The sequence below is a fragment of the Aurantimonas sp. E1-2-R+4 genome (assembly GCF_036549515.1).
GTDB lineage: Bacteria > Pseudomonadota > Alphaproteobacteria > Rhizobiales > Rhizobiaceae > Aurantimonas > Aurantimonas coralicida_A.
The window spans coordinates 1-14,505 of the sequence record NZ_JAZHLK010000013.1; the positions used below are offsets into that span (position 1 = coordinate 1).

A 14,505-nucleotide genomic window follows, 5' to 3' on the forward strand; every position below is an offset into this window, starting at 1 on the left:
GCCCACTGCTGCGCAGCTTGGAACAAGCTCGTCGATCAGCCCTGGAAAATCACGTCCATCGGAATGCGAGATTGGGCGCATGGGTCTTGATCAGCGCCCGTTGGTATTAGGCCGGTTGAGATCATGCTTTAGGCGGTCGCCGACTTTCCCGCCTTGAATATAAAGAGCGTTGGATTGAAGGATGTGTTCGACGAGGTTTCCTTGTGTGGCGACATCGAACTCAATAACAGCCGAGCGCTCGGTCGGACGCTGAAACGTCAAAATGAGTGCGATGCGACCGTAACGTTTGGCTAGCGAACCCCATTGTATGATGACGTCACCTGGGGGTAGATGCGCCTGCGCCGTGATGACTTCTGCGAGGTCAGGCCGTTTTGTAGTGTCGATGATTATGAGGGGGATGAGACGGCCGTGACCGATCTCAACCCTTGCAATTGCGGCATCGCCTACGATCGGCGCGACCTGCGCTTCCTCAGCGGTCTGCATAGGGATGCGTCGGTGTCGGCGCAGTCTAAGTCTCATCCCGGTACTCCTGAACGAGGATGGGTACCACACTGGCGGTTTCGCCATGGGTATCGGTGAGTGTCAGGCGATAGGCTTCGATTTCGCGATTAACCAGGACGGCGGGCGCGTAGAAGCGGAGCCATCCTGAAAGGGCATTGTGGGCTGAGATCGCGGTCGGAACTGCGAGCGCTTCCTCCTGATCCCTCACAAAGGATTTGGCCAACGGCTCATTTGCCCTGAGCTTCATCGTCATCTGCATGCGATCGGCGGTGAGGTATCTGATCGAGAGATCTGCCGCTACGATGGCGTTATTGCTGTCGGTCGGATTTTTGACCGTGATTTGGAAGGCATAGAGGCGCCCAATATTGTCATTACTATCTTGGTAGTAGCCGTGGACTAGGGTCGGGATGATGCGGGGAAAGCGACGCCTTTCCTGTGCTAAGGTTAGCCGGCGATTCTGCCAGGTAACGTATAAACTGACGAGAGAGATACAGAGCCCTGCAACGGCAAGCAGCCTTGTGAGATCAAAGGACGCAATGAGAAATTGAAACATTGAGCGCTGATCCCCTGAAGCGTTCATGATCCTCTGCTTACCGCGAAAAGTTCGGGTGTGAGAAGACGTGAGAGGGTCGTCCGACCCTACCACCCCTATTCCCGTGGCGGGCCGCGAAGCCTCGGCGAAGCTCTCCCAGAGAATCCGGGCCGATCCTGTTTGCGTTTCCTTGCTCCATCCGCGCCGTTCCCCGTCTCGTGACGGGTTCAGGCTATGCGAGCGCGGCGGGGCGGGGATAAAATCATGCTGAAAAAAGACGGTGACGACCGTTCAACGCAAGGCGTCCGCTCAGCCGAGATACTTGATGCCGATGAGGATGAAGGCGGCGAGGAAGACGGTTTCGGCGACGACCAGAAGCACGGCCTCGCGGCCGACGGAAAGGATGCTCTTCAGCGCGGTCTTCATGCCGACGGCGGCGATGCCGAACAGGAGCGCCCAGCCGGAGACGTCGGCGGTGATGTCGGCGGCCTGCTTCGGGATCAGGCCGAAGGAGTTGAGCGCGGCGAGCGCCAGAAAGCCGAGCACGAAGCCCGGAATCAGCGGCGGCCGCTTGCCGGCCTCGGCCTCGCTCTTGTGGGTGGCGCGGAACACCAGCGTGAACACCAGCACCACCGGCGCCAGCATGGTGACGCGGATCAGCTTGACCAAAGTGGCGGTCTCGCCGGCCGCGTCGGAAACCGAAAAGCCGGCGCCGACGACCTGGGCGACGTCGTGGATGGTGCCGCCGAGAAACACCCCGATGGCCTGGTCCTTCAGCCCGAAGATCGGGATCAGCAGCGGATAGACGATCATCGCCACGGTGCTGAGCACGGTGACGCTGAGCACGGTGAAGATCAGGTTGCGCTCGGAGTACTGGTTCTTCGGCAGGACGGCGGCGATCGCCATGGCCGCCGAGGCGCCGCAGATCGCCACCGAGCCGCCGGTCAGGAGCGCCAACCGCCAGCCGCGGCCGAGCAGCTTCGCCGCGGCGAAGCCGAACAGGATGGTGGCGACGACGCCGGCGACCAGCAGCGCGATCAGGCCGGGGCCGAGGCCGATCAACAGGGCGACGGAGATGCGCACGCCGAGGAGCGCGACGCCGATACGCAGGATCGTCTTGGCGGTGAAGTTGATGCCCGCCGCGCATTTGCCTTCCTCGGTGAGGAAGTTCAGGGCGATGCCGAGCAGCAGCGCCATCAGCATGGCCGGCGCGCCGTAATGTTCGGACAGGAACTTCGCCGCGACGGCGACCGTCGCCGCAACCAGCACACCCGGCGCATAGTCCCGCAGTCGGGTCGCAAAGGTCGGCGCGGGTTTTTCGGCGGCCTCCGGCGCGGTGTCCTCGCTTGCGGTCATGGCTGCCTCTCCCCCCCTGCAACGCGACTCGGCTCCGCCCCCCGACAAAGCCGATCGGACGTTACACAAACCGGCGGCGATAGGAACCCGTACGTCGCGGGTGTCTATTTCGGCGACGGGCCGCGGAGCGTCCGGATGACGGCGCGGGCGGCGTCGCGGACCGGCGCTTCAGTGTCTTTCAGGATCGCCAGACGGTCGAAGCGCTTGGGGTCGCTGTCGACCGCCTCGCGCAGCGCTTGACCGAAGGCCATGCGCAGTTCGGTGCCGATATTGAACTTGCAGATCTTCGACTCGCGCGCCAGCCGGCTGCGTATGGCGACCGGAACGCCCGAGCCGCCGTGGATGACCAGCGGCAGGTCGGTGACGGCCTCGATGGCGTGCAGCGCGTCGAGGTCGATCTCGGCGGCCTTTTCCTGTTGCAGATGCACGTTGCCGATGGAAACCGCCATGGCGTCGACGCCGCTCTCGGCGGCGAAGCGGGCGGCCTCTTCGGGCGTGGTTCCAGCCGACGCCTCGCCTTGGGAATAGCCGACGAAGCCGATCTCTCCCTCGATCGAGACCCCGGCGGCATGGGCGATCGCGGCGATGCGGGCGGTCTCGGCGATGTTCTGGTCGAGCGGCTTGCGCGAGCCGTCGAACATCACCGAGCTGAAGCCGCAGTCGATCGCCTCGCGGCACTCGTCTTCCGTATAGCCGTGGTCGAGATGCGCCACGACCGGAACGCTGGCGCCTTCGGCCAGCGTTCGGAACATCGCGCCGAGGACGCGAAGCGGGGTGTGCGCCCGGCAGCCGGGACCGGCCTGGAGGATGACGGGGGCGTTTTCCGCTTCGGCCGCCGCGACATAGGCGCGGGCGTCCTCCCACCCGAGGACGACGAGGCCGCCGACCGCGTAGCCGCCCTTAAGCGCCGGTTGCAGAACTTGGGAAAGCGTTGCCAGCGTCATTTGAACTTCGCGATCATGTCCTTGATGCCGGGGATGGTTTCGAGCTGGTCGGCATGGCTCGGTTGGAAATACTGCACCAGGCTGCGCTGGCTGAGGCCGCCGAGGATGGTGAAATAATACATCTCGTAGCCCGGCAGCACCGCACAGGGATGGTAGCCCTTGTCGAGGCAGATCGTCGAGCTGTCGACGATATGGTAGGCGTCGCCCGGCTTGCCGTCCTCGCGCTGGAGCATCTGCACGCCGGAGCCGTGATTGGGGCGGAAGCGGAAATTGTAGGTCTCGTCGTGCCGCGTCTCGTCGGGCAGACGATCGGTGTCGTGCTTGTGGCTGGGAAAGCCCGACCAGCCGCCCTTGCCGACGGTGTAGAGTTCGGAGACCAGCAACCGGCCGACCTTGTCGTGCTGCTTCTGGCCGAGGATGTGCTTGATCTTGCGATGGGTCTTGGTGTCGTCGGAACCGTATTGCACCTTGTCCAATTCGTTGGCGCGCACGGCGAAGGGCGACAGGACCTTGTCGTATTTAGCCCCGGCGACGAACACTTCCGCCGCGTCCGATACGCAAACCATCTGGGCGGTCGCGCCGGTCGGCACGTAGACGCCTTCCGGCTCGCCGTCCCAGACGTCGTCGCCGCGTGTCCCGAGCGCGGCGAAGGCCTCGCCCTCGACCGTCACGTCGACGGTGCCGGTGGCGGGCACGATGCAGGTCTCATAGCCCGGCACGCGATATTCGAAGGCCTGGCCCTTGGTCAGCTTGACGATGTTGAAATAGTTCAGCGGAACCAGCGCGTCGTCGATATCGACGATCGGCTTGTTGCGGTTGTCATAGGGCGCGATATGCATCGGCTTTCCTTTCAGGAATCGGTCGGGCCGGGGTGGCCGGCGAGGAAAGCCTCCAACTCGGCCGTCGTGGGCATGGCGGGCGCGCAGCCGACCCGCGACACGACGATCGCGGCGGAGGCGGAGCCGCGCAGGACGCAGTCGCGCAACTCATGGCCCTGGGCGAGCGAGGCGACGAAGCCGCCCATGAAGGCGTCGCCCGCGCCGGTCGGCTTCAGCGCCGTGACGGGGTAGATCCCGGTGCGGAATTCCTCGTTCGGCGTGATCGTGATCGCGCCGTGCTCGCCCATCTTGTAGACGACGATACTGGCGGTGCTGCGTGCCAGTTCGCGCGCCTTGGCGAGGCCCTTATCCTTGCCGCCGGCCATGAAGCCGAACTCGTCGTCATTGCCGATGACGATGTCGCAGAGCCGGCCAGCGCGCGAATAGACCTCCGAAGCGACGTCGGGCGAGGGCCAGGAATAGGGGCGGTAGTCGATGTCGAAGATCAGCGGCAGCCCGGCCTTTCTGGCCAGGTCGAAGGCGTGGAACGCCGCGCCGCGCGACGGCTCGGCGGCGAAGACCGTGCCCGTCGTGATCAACGCGCCATAGGCTTCGTAGTCCACAGCCGCGACGTCCTCCGTCGTCATCTGGAAATCCGCGGCGCCGTTGCGGTAGATCACCGACTGATGGTCTTCGACCCGGCTTTCGACGACGGCCAGCGAGTTGCGCGCCTCGCCGCCGACCGAGCGGACGTGGCGGGAATCGACGCCGTATTTCGCCAGCTCGTTGAGGCAGAACCGCCCGATCGCATCATCCGAAACCGAGGTCACCAGCGCCGCACGACCGCCGTGACGGGTGATCGCGACACCGATATTGGCGGAGGAGCCGCCGAGGCAGGCGACGAATCGCGTAGCTTCTTCGGTCTTCGTGCCAGGCGGGTCGGGGTAAAAGTCCATGCCGGCCCGGCCGACGATGACGAAGTCGTTGCGCGTGACGCGCGCGATCCGATCCATCATACGCCTCTGCGCTGTCGCGCTCGGCCGGCCTCCTGCTCGACATGGGCGGCGCGGATACGCGGGGTGTCGGTGACATGGGGCGTGCCGACCTCCCACCAGGCATGGCCCTCGGCGGTCCAGCCGTCATGGGGATCGACCCGCATGACGATGACGGATGTCCGCTCGGCTGCCTTGGCGCGCTCGAAGGCTTCCGCCAGTTCGGCCGGATTGGCGACCGTTTCGGCCTCGGCGCCCATGGCGCGGGCGTGCGCCTCGAAATCCACCGCGAAGGGCTCGACCGCGATGTTGCAGTCGGCGATGAGGTTGTTGAACGAGGTGTTGCCGGTGTTGTTCTGCAGCTTGTTGATCACCGCGAAGCCGCCATTGTCGAGCACCAGGATGATCAGCTTCTTGCCCGTCAGCACCGAGGAATAGATGTCGGAGTTCATCAGGAGGTACGATCCGTCGCCGACGAAGGCGATGGTGTCGGCCTCCGGCTCGGTCTCCGACTGGGCGATGCGCGCGCCCCAGCCGCCGGCGATCTCGTAGCCCATGCAGGAGAAGCCGAATTCGACATCGACGGTGCCGATGTCGAGAGTGCGCCAGTTGGCCGTTATCTCCGCCGGCAGGCCGCCGGCCGCGGTGACGATCCGGTCGCGCGGGTCGCAGAGATCGTTCACGACGCCGATCGCCTGAGCGTAGGAATTCGGCCGGTTGCCGGGCCGCACATTGTCGGCGACATAGGCATCCCAGGCGTGGCGCTCGGCCTTGGCCGTGTCGGTCCATGCGTCTGGCGCTTTATACTCCGCAAGCGCCTCGCCCAGTGCCGTCAGCGCAAGTTTCGCGTCGCCTACCACCGGTAGCGAGCGGTGCTTGCCGGCGTCATGACGCGCGGCGTTGATGGAGATGAGCCGGGCGCTCTTGTCGAAGGCCGTCCAGGAGCCGGTGGTGAAATCCTGCAGCCGCGTGCCAACGGCCAGGATCACGTCCGCCTTCTCGGCGATCGCGTTGGCGGAACTGGAGCCGGTCACCCCGATCGGGCCGATATTGAGCGGGTGCGTCGCCAGCATGTTGGCGCGCCCGGCGATGGTTTCGACCACGGGGATGGCGTGCGCCTCGGCGAAGGCGGTCAGTTCCGCCACCGCGCGGGAGTATTGCACGCCGCCGCCGGCGATGATCATCGGCCGTTTCGCCGATTTGAGCAGCGCCGCGGCATCGGCGATCTCGGACAAGTCCGGGGCCTGCCGGCGGATGCGATGCACCATCCTGTCGAAGAATTCGACAGGATAATCGTAAGTCCAGCCTTGGACGTCCTGCGGCAGGGCAAGGAAGGCCGGGCCGCAATCGGCCGGATCGAGCATGGTGGCGATGGCGGCGGGCAGCGACTGGATGATCTGGGCTGGATGGGTGATCCGGTCCCAATAGCGGCAGACCGCCTTGAACGCATCGTTGAGCCCCAGCGACGGATTGCCGAAATGCTCCAGCTGCTGCAGCACCGGATCGGGCAGGCGGGTAATGAAGGTATCGCCGCACAGCATCAACACGGGCAGGCGGTTGGCGTGGGCGAGCGCGGCCGAGGTCAACAGATTGCTGGTTCCCGGCCCGGCCGAGGCGGTGCAGAACATGAAGCGCCGGCGCAATTGCTGCTTGGCATAGGCGGCCGCAGCAAAGCCCATGCTCTGCTCGTTCTGGCCGCGATAGACCGGCAGTTCGTCGCGGTGGTCGTACAGCGCCTCGCCGAGGCAGGTCACGTTGCCATGGCCGAAGATGGCGAAACCACCGCCGCACAGACGTTTCTCGCTGCCGTCGATATCGATGTACTGGCTGGCCAGATAGCGGATGACGGCCTGCGCTGTGGTCAGACGGACCGTTTCGCTTCCTGCGCGCATGCTTTCCTCCGTTGGTGGGTCGGCGTGAAATTTTCTTCAGAAGCCGATTGTCGAACGACCGGCCAACCGCTATTGAGGTTACGTGTTTTGCAACCGGTTGCAAACCTCTTTTTGAGGCAGGATCACCCGTGACCCCAATTGGCATCGGTATCGTCGGCGGCGGCTATATGGGCAAGGCGCACGCGGTCGCCATGCAGGCCGCCGGCGCGGTTTTCCAGACGGCGCTGCGCCCACGGCTGGAGATGGTCTGCGCCACGAGCCCTGAATCGGCGGAGCGTTATCGCGCGGCGTTCGGATTCGCGCGCTGCACGTCGGATTGGCGCGCGCTGGTAACGGACGCGGCGGTCGAGGCGGTCGTCATCGCCTCGCCGCAGGAGACTCACAGGGCGATAGCGGAAGCGGCGTTCGCCCTCGGAAAGCCGGTGTTCTGCGAAAAGCCGCTCGGCGCGTCGCTGGCGGACAGCCGGGCCATGGTCGCGGCGGCGGAGGCCTGCGGGGCGGCGAACATGGTCGGCTTCAACTACATCCGCACGCCGGCTTCGCAATTTGCCCGCCAGTTGATCGACGCCGGCGAGATCGGCGACACCACCTGGTTCCGGGGCGAGCACACGGAAGATTTCTACGCCGACCCCAAGGCTCCGGCGACCTGGCGCACGCGCGGTGCGGGCAATGGCACGATGGGCGATCTGGCGCCGCATATGATCAATGGCGCGCTGGCGCTGGCTGGTCCGATCCGCGACCTGATCGCCGAGGTCGAGACCGTCCATGCCACCCGTCCGGGTCCGGGCGGTGACGAGGCCGTCACCAATGACGATCAGGCGCAGATCATGTGCCGGTTCGAGAACGGTGCGATGGGGCATCTGTTCTTCAGCCGCGTCGCGACCGGTCGCAAGATGGGCTACGCTTATGAGATCACGGGCACCAAGGGCGCGATCCGTTTCGATCAGGAGAACCAGAACGCGCTCTGGCTCTATCGCATGGACGGCCCGGAGGAGCGGCGCGGGTTCACGAAGATCCTGACCGGTCCCGAGCATCCCGACTATGCGGGGTTCTGCCAAGGGCCGGGGCACGGCACCGGTTATCAGGACCAGATCATCATTGAGGCCAAGGATTTTCTCACCGCGATCGCGACGGGTGAACCGGTCTTCCCGACCTTTCGCGATGGCATGGACGTCAACCGCGTCGTCGCGGCTGCAATGGCGTCGAGTCAGGCGAAATCCTGGCAGTCGCTCGATAGTTTCTGAGTTTGGCAAAGGCTTATCCGACCATGACCATCCGTATCGGCAACGCCCCCTGTTCCTGGGGCGTGGAATTCGCCAACGATCCGCGCAATCCGGCCTGGGAGACGGTGCTCAGCCAATGCGCGGAGGCTGGCTACAAGGGCATCGAGCTCGGCCCGGTGGGCTTCATGCCGGAGGACCCGGCCTTGCTGTCCGAGGGGCTCGCGCGGCACGATCTGGAACTGATCGGCGGCGTCGTGTTCCTGGCGTTTCACGATCCGGATCAGTGGGACGATGTGCGCGACGGCGCCGTGCGAACCTGCAAGGCGCTGAGCGCCCATGGCGCGCGCCATCTGGTGTTGATCGATTCGATTTCGCCGCGCCGGGCGCCGACCGCCGGCCGCGCGAGCGAGGCCGAGCAGATGGACGCCCCCGAGTGGAAGGCATTCGTCGACCGAATCCGCACCATCGCCAGAATGGGCGCGGAGGAATACGGCCTGACCGTCGGGATGCACGCCCATGCGGCCGGCTTCATCGACTTCGAGCCGGAACTGGAGCGTCTCCTCGACGAGGTGGACGAGGGCATCTTGAAGATCTGCTTCGACACCGGCCATCATTCCTATGCCGGTTTCGATCCGGTGGCCTTCATGCGGCGCCATATCGGCCGCATCTCCTACATGCATTTCAAGGACATCGACCCGAAGGTGAAGGCCGCCGCGATCGCCAACCGCACCGGCTTCTACGACGCCTGCGGGCAGGGCATCTTCTGCAATCTTGGCGAGGGCGATGTGGATTTTCCCGCCGTGCGCCAGGTTCTCCTGGATACCGGCTTCGAAGGCTGGTGCACGGTCGAGCAGGACTGCGACCCGGCGGGCGATACCTCGCCGGTCGACGACGCGGCGGCCAACCGCGCCTATCTGGAATCGATCGGTTTCAATTGAGGAACACGCCATGAGCAAGCTGAACTGGGGCATGGTCGGCGGCGGCGCGGGCAGTCAGATCGGGCCGGCACACCGGCTGGGGGCCGGGCTCGACGGCGCCTTCGCCTTCACCGCCGGGGCGCTGGACCATGTGCCGGATGCCGGGCGGGCCTATGCGCGGACCCTCGGTATCGCTCCCGACCGCGCCTATGGCGATTGGCGGGAGATGTTGGCGGGTGAGCGCGATCGCGACGACCGAGTCGACCTCGTCACCGTGGCGACCCCCAATGCCACCCATTACGAGATCACCAAAGCCTTCCTCGAAGCCGGCTTCCACGTGTTGTGCGAAAAGCCGATGACGATGACCGTCGAGGAGGGCGAGGAGATTGTCCGAACCGCCCGCGCGACGGGACGGATCTGCGCGGTCAATTATGGCTACAGCGGCTATTCGCTGGTGCGGCACATGCGGGCGATGGTGGCGCGCGGCGATCTCGGCCGGGTGCGCCTCGTCGTCGCCGAATTCGCGCACGGCCATCATGCCAACGCGGCCGATGCCGACAATCCGCGCGTGCGCTGGCGTTACGATCCGGCGCAGGCCGGTGTGTCGGCGCAGTTCGCCGATTGCGGCATCCATGCGCTGCACATGGCAAGCTTCGTCACCGGCCAGGAGGTCGAGACGCTGTCGGCGGATTTCGCCTCTTGTATCGATAGCCGGACGCTCGAGGACGACGCCATGGTCAATTTCCGCATGGATGGCGGCGCGGTCGGCCGGTTGTGGACATCGTCGGTCGCCATCGGCCGCCAGCACGGCCTGACACTGCAGGTATTCGGCGAGAGTGGCGGCCTTCGCTGGGCGCAGGAGCAACCCAACCAGCTCTATTGGACGCCGCTCGGCGGCCGGGTGCAGACGATCGAACGCGGCGAGGCCGGATTGTCGCCGGAAGCCGATCGCGCGTCGCGGGTGACGATCGGCCATGCCGAAGGAATGCCGCTGGCCTTCGCCAACATCTATTCGGATCTGGCGGAAATCATCCGCGCCGAGAAGGAAGGCCGGTCGCCCGATCCGGCCGCTGGTCTCTACCCGCGTGCCGAGGACGGGCTGCGTTCCATGGCCGCCGTGCATGGCGCGGTCGCCTCTTCCGGCCGGCAGGGCGCCTGGGTCGACGCGCGGCCGCCTATGTTTCGTGTGCCTCTGCCGCAGGCGGTCTGAGCGTTCCCCGCTCGACGATCCGGCAGGGAAACAGCCGGGATTCGGGATAGCGGTCCGGCTCCTCGAGCATCGCCACGATCAATTCGATCGACGAGGTGATGATCTGGCGGATCGGCTGGTGGATGGTGGTGAGATTGATGTTCTCCCACCGCGCCATTTCCATGTCGTTGAGGCCGATGATGCCGATGTCGTCGGGCACGGACAGGCCGGCGGACTGGATCGCGCTCAAGGCGCCGATCGACAGGACGTCGTCACCGCAGAAATAGGCCTCCGCCGGTTCTTCCCGGATCAGCCGTGCCATCTCCTGCCGCCCGGCGTCGAAGGAATAGGCGGCGGCGTAGCTGTGGCTGACGGCAACGTCTGGATGGGCCTGCATCGCCGCGATGAAGCCGGCGAGGCGATCCTGTGTGGATGTGGCGGTCGCCGGGCCGCCCATGAATCCGATCCGGCGATAGCCCCGGGCGACCAGCAAATCTGCCGCCATCTTGCCGCAGTAGCGGTTGTCGATGCCGACGACGTGCACCTCGGGCGCGCTCGAATAGCGGCCGAAGGAATGAACCACCGGCACGCCGGCTTCGCGAAACGCATGGGCGAAGCGGGGCGGCAATGTGGAGGAGGCGACGACTACGCCATCGACCGAATATTGCCGCAGCATCCGGACGGAGTTCTCCGGGTCCGTCTCGTCCGTCAGATTGACGAGCAACGGCCGGAGGCCACGATCCTGAAGCCCGCGGGTGAAGAGATCGAAGACCTGCAGGAAGATCGGGTTGTGGAAGTTGTTGGAAACCAGGCCGATCAGCTTGGTGCGCCGGGTCGTCAGACTGCTGGCGAACAAATTCGGGCTGTAGCCCAACTCCGCTGCTGCCTTGGCGACCTTGCGACGGGTCTTGACGGAGACGGAGGCGCCTTCCGTGAAGGCGCGCGACACGGCCGAGCGCGAGACCCCGGCGCGTTCCGCCACTTCCTTGAGGGTTACTGCCATTCAGCGGTTGTTTCCCTTATCCTAGGCGGAAAAATCCAGCCGGCCGGGTCCCCGCTCGACGTCGCCGCCCCGACTCCCGCAAATGTCGATGGACGGCCCTTATATGAGGGCAGGCTGGCGCGAGCTACCATCGTCTGGGCCGTGTCGACGCGGGGTCGGGGCGCTCGCGATCTTACACAGTCCCGCCCAGCGTGCCTTCCAGTTCTGCCAGTTCCTGGCCGCCCGCCATCATGTCCTGCAACTCTTCGGCCTTGATCTCGCCGCGCTTGGCGGTGCCGAGCGTCTTGCCGCGATTGAGCACCGTGAAGCGATCGCCGACGGCCATGGCGTGGCGGACATTGTGGGTAATGAAAACGACGCCGATCCCCGACTTGCGGACCCGGTCGACCGTCGCCAGAACGTTGGAGGTCTGGCGCACGCCGAGCGCCGAGGTCGGCTCGTCGAGGATCAAGACTTCAGCGCCGAAATAGACCGCGCGGGCGATCGCCACCGTCTGGCGTTCGCCGCCCGAGAGCGTTCCGACCGCCTGGGTCGGCTCGCGCAGGCGGATACCCATTTTCGCCATCTCCTGCATGGTGATGGCATTGGCCTTGTCGAAGTCGAAGAATTTGAACGGCCCGACGCTCTTTTCGGGCTCCTGACCCATCCAGAAATTGCGGGTGACCGACATCAGCGGGATCATCGCCAGATCCTGGTAGACGGTGGCGATGCCGGCGGCCATGGCGTCGCGCGGGCTGGTGAAATGAACGTCCTTCCCGCCGACGAGGATCTTTCCGGCCGACGGTTTGTGGACGCCCGACATCGTCTTGATGAAGGTCGACTTGCCGGCGCCGTTGTCGCCCAGAAGGCAATGGCATTCGCCCGGCATGATCGACAGCGACACGCCGGCCAGCGCGATGACCGGGCCGAAATGCTTTTCGATATCGACGAGTTCGATCAATGGTGTGGACATGGTCAGCGCTCCCCCGTGATCATGCGGCGGATGTAGGTGTTGAGGATCACAGCGATCAGCAGGATTCCGCCGAGGAAGACCCGGAACAGCGAACTCTCGACGCCGGCGAAGAACAAGCCCTGCTGCACCACGCCGAAGATCAGCGCGCCGAGCGCCGCGCCGACCACCGAGCCGTAGCCGCCGGTCAGAAGCGCGCCGCCGATCACCACCGAGATGATCGCCTCGAACTCCTTCAACAGGCCGCGGTCGGCGGCGGCCGACCCGAACTCGATCACCTGCAAGGTGGCGAAGACCGTGGCGCAGAAGGCCGAGAACATGAACATCAGGATCTTCACCCGGTTCACCGGTACGCCGACATAGCGTGCCGCCTGGGCATCGCCGCCGGACGCGAAGATCCAGTTGCCGAATTTGGTGCGGGTGAGCAGGATATGGCCGAAGAGGATCAGGCCGAGCGCCCAGACGATCAAAATCGGGACGCCGTCGACGATGGGTTGGCCGGCCCGGCTGCCGGCGACGAACTTGCCGACGATTCCGATATCGGCCAACCAGACGAACAGGCCCTTGAATAGCGTTCCGCCGAACAGCCACGCCAACGGGTCCCCCTCGGTGACGTCCCTGATGCCGCCGATGATGGTCTTGCGAGTGGTGACGATGGCCGCGAAGATGGTCAGGCCGCGCAGGATGTAGAGTGAGGCGAGAGTGACGATGAAGGACGGCAGGCCGGTCTTGACGACCAGATAGCCGTTCAGCGCGCCTATACTGATTGCGCAGGCGAAGGCTACCAGAATACCGAGCCACAGCGGATAGCCGCCCGTCACCGAGACCAACGCGATGACGATGCCGGAAAAGCCGATCATCGAGCCGACCGAGAGATCGAACTCGCCGGCGATCATCAACAGGCAGGCGCCGACGGCGATGATGGCGAACTGGGCCGAGACGACGCCCCAGTTGACGATGCCCTCGGGGGCGAACATGCCGCTGTCGCCGGCAACGCCGATGAAGAAGAAGAAAACGAGGATGGTGCCGCAGATCGCGCCGAGTTCAGGCCGCATGAGGGCCGTTCGAAGCGGCGAGCGCTTGCGGATCCGCTCGTCCACATCCGGGGTGGCTTGCACTTGAGGCGACGGTTGATCGGCCATGTCTCTCCTCCCAACCGCGTCAGCGGTCGAACCGATGGAGCACGGATGGCGTGCGTCCCATTGTTCCTTCGATCTGGTGAGATCGCGGCGCCGATTTCGGCGCCGCGATGCGGTGTGTCGCGAGGCGGCCCGAGGGCCGCGCCGGCCTAAGCTCTACCGGTATTCGCCAGCGTATTTCTCGACCATCTCCAAGGCGTCCTTGGTGACGAAGCCCGGGCCGGAATTGATGTTGTTGCCCGGCAGAACGCCGTAGCGCTTGTAGTTGGTGAGCACGACCACGGGCAGATAAGCCTGCAGGAAGGGCTGCTGATCGATGCCCCACTGGATCGTGCCGTCCTTGATCGCCTTCACGATCTCGGTGCCGAGATCGAACGTCCCGAAGTAGATCTGGCCGGCCATGCCGTTTTCCTTGACCGCCTCGATCGTCGGGTCGGCGGACGTCGGCCCCAAGGTCAGGATCGCGTCGGTGTCCGGATTGGCCGACAGGTAGGCCATGACCTTGTTCTTGATCTCGGCGGGGTCCTGGCCGGAATCGATCATCGAATCGCCGAGGTCAACCCCGAGGCCGTCGGCGAAGCCGCGACAGCGTTCGCCCACGACCGGGTTCGACACCACATGATTCACGCAAAGGAACGATGCGACGCCGTCCCGCTTGGCCCGCTGACCTGCGGCGAGGCCGGCATCGTATTCGGGCTGGCCGACATACATCAGCGCGCCGAGTTCCGCTGCCTGCTCCGGTGTGCCGGAGTTGATGATGATGACCGGAATACCCTTGGCGACGGCATCCTCGATCGGCCCCTTCAGGACGTCGGGATCGGCCAGCGTGGTAATGATGCCGTCGGGGTTCGTGGCCGTGGCCTGTTCAATGATCCGGGCCATGTCCGCGATGTCGCCCGTCGTTGGATTGCGGTACTCAACTTCGACGCCCATTTGCTCGCCGGCCAAGGCGAGGGCGTTCTTGATGGTGTTCCACCAGCTGTCGCTGTCCGGCGCGTGGCTGACCAGCACAAAACGCTCGCCTTCCGCCTGCGCGGCTCCGACCATGGC

General features: G+C 65.1%; 14 protein-coding genes. 3 read left to right on the top strand and 11 right to left on the bottom strand.

Annotated features, from left to right (window positions below; genetic code table 11):
- Nucleotides 1-90: 90 nt before the first annotated feature.
- The 7 genes from VQ045_RS08075 to iolD all read right to left on the bottom strand — a co-directional run bounded on the left by VQ045_RS08075 (nucleotide 91) and on the right by iolD (nucleotide 7,035).
- On the bottom strand, nucleotides 91-483 hold the full coding sequence (locus VQ045_RS08075) for a hypothetical protein (RefSeq protein ID WP_331829758.1): 393 nt from the start codon (nucleotides 481-483) through the stop codon (nucleotides 91-93).
- A 25-nt stretch (nucleotides 484-508) separates the two neighbouring features.
- Entirely contained in the window at nucleotides 509-1,054 is a 546-nt protein-coding gene (locus VQ045_RS08080) for a hypothetical protein (protein ID WP_331829759.1), read from the bottom strand.
- Nucleotides 1,055-1,342: 288 nt separating this feature from the next.
- Nucleotides 1,343-2,389: a YeiH family protein gene (locus tag VQ045_RS08085; RefSeq protein WP_331829760.1), complete on the bottom strand. Its 1,047-nt coding sequence runs from the start codon at nucleotides 2,387-2,389 to the stop codon at nucleotides 1,343-1,345.
- Between the two features lie 104 nt (nucleotides 2,390-2,493).
- Nucleotides 2,494-3,333, bottom strand: a complete 840-nt coding sequence (locus VQ045_RS08090; RefSeq protein WP_331829761.1) for a class II fructose-bisphosphate aldolase — start codon at nucleotides 3,331-3,333, stop codon at nucleotides 2,494-2,496.
- Nucleotides 3,330-4,172 (bottom strand): 5-deoxy-glucuronate isomerase, encoded by an 843-nt coding sequence (locus VQ045_RS08095; protein WP_331829762.1) that lies wholly within the window; start codon nucleotides 4,170-4,172, stop codon nucleotides 3,330-3,332. Before VQ045_RS08095 ends, VQ045_RS08090 begins: the two co-directional genes overlap by 4 nt.
- 11 nt (nucleotides 4,173-4,183) lie before the next feature.
- Nucleotides 4,184-5,164 (bottom strand): 5-dehydro-2-deoxygluconokinase, encoded by a 981-nt coding sequence (gene iolC / locus VQ045_RS08100; protein ID WP_331829763.1) that lies wholly within the window; start codon nucleotides 5,162-5,164, stop codon nucleotides 4,184-4,186.
- A complete protein-coding gene (gene iolD / locus VQ045_RS08105; RefSeq protein ID WP_331829764.1) occupies nucleotides 5,164-7,035 on the bottom strand; it encodes a 3D-(3,5/4)-trihydroxycyclohexane-1,2-dione acylhydrolase (decyclizing) in 1,872 nt (623 codons plus the stop codon). The genes iolC and iolD overlap by 1 nt, the downstream gene beginning before the upstream one ends.
- Before the next feature lie 128 nt (nucleotides 7,036-7,163).
- Here iolD and VQ045_RS08110 point away from each other — a divergent pair, with 128 nt between their 5' ends.
- Genes VQ045_RS08110 through VQ045_RS08120 form a run of 3 tightly spaced genes read left to right on the top strand, consistent with a single transcriptional unit; the run spans nucleotide 7,164 to nucleotide 10,385 of the window.
- Entirely contained in the window at nucleotides 7,164-8,279 is a 1,116-nt protein-coding gene (locus tag VQ045_RS08110) for a Gfo/Idh/MocA family protein (protein ID WP_331829765.1), read from the top strand.
- Between the two features lie 23 nt (nucleotides 8,280-8,302).
- Nucleotides 8,303-9,196 (top strand): sugar phosphate isomerase/epimerase family protein, encoded by an 894-nt coding sequence (locus VQ045_RS08115; protein ID WP_331829766.1) that lies wholly within the window; start codon nucleotides 8,303-8,305, stop codon nucleotides 9,194-9,196.
- Nucleotides 9,197-9,206: 10 nt separating this feature from the next.
- Nucleotides 9,207-10,385 (top strand): Gfo/Idh/MocA family protein, encoded by a 1,179-nt coding sequence (locus VQ045_RS08120; RefSeq protein ID WP_327623453.1) that lies wholly within the window; start codon nucleotides 9,207-9,209, stop codon nucleotides 10,383-10,385.
- On the opposite strand, the gene VQ045_RS08125 is transcribed toward VQ045_RS08120, so the two are convergent.
- The 4 genes from VQ045_RS08125 to VQ045_RS08140 form a co-directional block, all read right to left on the bottom strand.
- Complete coding sequence (locus tag VQ045_RS08125) at nucleotides 10,351-11,367, bottom strand: LacI family DNA-binding transcriptional regulator (RefSeq protein ID WP_327623452.1); 1,017 nt, start codon at nucleotides 11,365-11,367, stop codon at nucleotides 10,351-10,353. The two genes, VQ045_RS08120 and VQ045_RS08125, sit on opposite strands and share 35 nt — an antisense overlap.
- Before the next feature lie 172 nt (nucleotides 11,368-11,539).
- Nucleotides 11,540-12,319: an ATP-binding cassette domain-containing protein gene (locus VQ045_RS08130; protein WP_331829767.1), complete on the bottom strand. Its 780-nt coding sequence runs from the start codon at nucleotides 12,317-12,319 to the stop codon at nucleotides 11,540-11,542.
- A gap of 2 nt (nucleotides 12,320-12,321) precedes the next feature.
- Nucleotides 12,322-13,458 (bottom strand): ABC transporter permease, encoded by a 1,137-nt coding sequence (locus VQ045_RS08135; RefSeq protein ID WP_327646625.1) that lies wholly within the window; start codon nucleotides 13,456-13,458, stop codon nucleotides 12,322-12,324.
- Between the two features lie 153 nt (nucleotides 13,459-13,611).
- Nucleotides 13,612-14,502: a sugar ABC transporter substrate-binding protein gene (locus VQ045_RS08140; RefSeq protein ID WP_327623469.1), complete on the bottom strand. Its 891-nt coding sequence runs from the start codon at nucleotides 14,500-14,502 to the stop codon at nucleotides 13,612-13,614.
- Between the last annotated feature and the right edge of the window lie 3 nt (nucleotides 14,503-14,505).

Coding starts and splice junctions, on each gene's coding strand:
- VQ045_RS08075 (WP_331829758.1), bottom strand. CDS start 483: ATGCAGACCGCTGAGGAAGCGCAGGTCGCGCCGATCGTAGGCGATGCC.
- VQ045_RS08090 (WP_331829761.1), bottom strand. CDS start 3,333: ATGACGCTGGCAACGCTTTCCCAAGTTCTGCAACCGGCGCTTAAGGGC.
- iolD (WP_331829764.1), bottom strand. CDS start 7,035: ATGCGCGCAGGAAGCGAAACGGTCCGTCTGACCACAGCGCAGGCCGTC.
- VQ045_RS08120 (WP_327623453.1), top strand. CDS start 9,207: ATGAGCAAGCTGAACTGGGGCATGGTCGGCGGCGGCGCGGGCAGTCAG.
- VQ045_RS08095 (WP_331829762.1), bottom strand. CDS start 4,172: ATGCATATCGCGCCCTATGACAACCGCAACAAGCCGATCGTCGATATC.
- VQ045_RS08085 (WP_331829760.1), bottom strand. CDS start 2,389: ATGACCGCAAGCGAGGACACCGCGCCGGAGGCCGCCGAAAAACCCGCG.
- VQ045_RS08130 (WP_331829767.1), bottom strand. CDS start 12,319: ATGTCCACACCATTGATCGAACTCGTCGATATCGAAAAGCATTTCGGC.
- VQ045_RS08140 (WP_327623469.1), bottom strand. CDS start 14,502: ATGGTCGGAGCCGCGCAGGCGGAAGGCGAGCGTTTTGTGCTGGTCAGC.
- iolC (WP_331829763.1), bottom strand. CDS start 5,164: ATGGATCGGATCGCGCGCGTCACGCGCAACGACTTCGTCATCGTCGGC.
- VQ045_RS08115 (WP_331829766.1), top strand. CDS start 8,303: ATGACCATCCGTATCGGCAACGCCCCCTGTTCCTGGGGCGTGGAATTC.
- VQ045_RS08125 (WP_327623452.1), bottom strand. CDS start 11,367: ATGGCAGTAACCCTCAAGGAAGTGGCGGAACGCGCCGGGGTCTCGCGC.
- VQ045_RS08135 (WP_327646625.1), bottom strand. CDS start 13,458: ATGGCCGATCAACCGTCGCCTCAAGTGCAAGCCACCCCGGATGTGGAC.
- VQ045_RS08080 (WP_331829759.1), bottom strand. CDS start 1,054: ATGTTTCAATTTCTCATTGCGTCCTTTGATCTCACAAGGCTGCTTGCC.